At 61.0% G+C, this 1,133-nt stretch carries 1 pseudogene; it reads right to left on the reverse strand.

Annotated features, from left to right (window positions below):
• Window positions 1-1,133 (reverse strand): annotated as a pseudogene (locus ACRPFF_RS11080) (hemagglutinin repeat-containing protein); the annotation flags it as partial.

The following is a 1,133-nucleotide window of genomic DNA, read 5'->3' on the forward strand; positions in this document are numbered from 1 at the left end:
GGTCTGCGCTTTGATCTCTTCTTTGATGGGCTCGGGTAACAGGTTGGGATTGAATTTCCCCGTTGTCGGGTCAATCGCGGTATGGCCGTCGTCGTATTGTCCGGCCAGATACCCGGCCGCACGTTCGGCGGCAACGGCGGCGCTGCCGCCGGCAAGCGGGTCGGCGCCGTTGGCGTAGGCCAAGGCGGCACCGAGCATAAAGTGGCCGATTGCTTGCGCGGCTTCGTTTTTGTTTTCAACGTGGCCGAAGCGCTTGCCGATGGCGGCTGCAGCATACGGCGCCAACGTATTGGCCGCCAGCTGCAGATCCCCCTGGCCGCCCAATGCGCCGGTAATCAGGGTTTCGGCGGCGCTAAGCGCACGGCTTTTGCTGCCGCCTACGCCCCAGCTTCGGGCTTCTTGGTAAGCTTGGGCATACTTCGCGTTCCCCAGCCTCATGGCCAGCCGTTCGCTGTCGCTTTTACCGGCATATTGCTCATAACTGCCGTCGTTTTGTTCTTTCAGACGGCCTTCGTAAGCGGCCTGTTGTTTTTCCAGCTCTTCGGCTGCCGCTTTGGCACGGTTGCCCCTATAGGTGCCGACGGCACTGTGGATGGCGGCAGTCGATTGGGCGACGGTTTGCTGTTTGTCGAGTAGGTTTTGCAGATCGGGAACGCTGTCGGCACCGTGATGGGCAGTGGCCGAATCGGTATGGATGCCGAGGGCGCGGGCACTGGTTTTTTTGCCGCCGATGGTGATGTTGCCTTCGCTGAGTACCGAGCGGGTATAGCCTTGGCTGCCGCCGCTTTCATGTTGTGGCAGGGTGGGGCTGTAGTTGAAGCCTTTATTCATGTTCTGGCCGGCGGTTTGGGACGCACGGCCGAAGGCGCTTTGATTGAAGCTGTCGCTTCCTTTCAGGCTGCCGCCATAACCGGCACCGATACCCATGCTGCTGGCGCTGTAGCTGCTTTCGTTGCGGATGTCTTCAAAGCTGAAACTGCGGGCGGTGAGTTCGTTGTGGTCTTTGTCTGCGGCAGAAGCGATGGCACCGCCTTTGAGCCGGACGCTGTCGGCTGTGATGTGGTAGCCGCCTTCGCCGGCAAAGAGGTCGCTCTGGCTGCCGACGCTGCGGCTGTGGCCGCTGGCTTTGCTTT

It is taken from the genome of Neisseria sp. SLRRB23 (assembly GCF_050896295.1).
Lineage (GTDB): Bacteria > Pseudomonadota > Gammaproteobacteria > Burkholderiales > Neisseriaceae > Neisseria.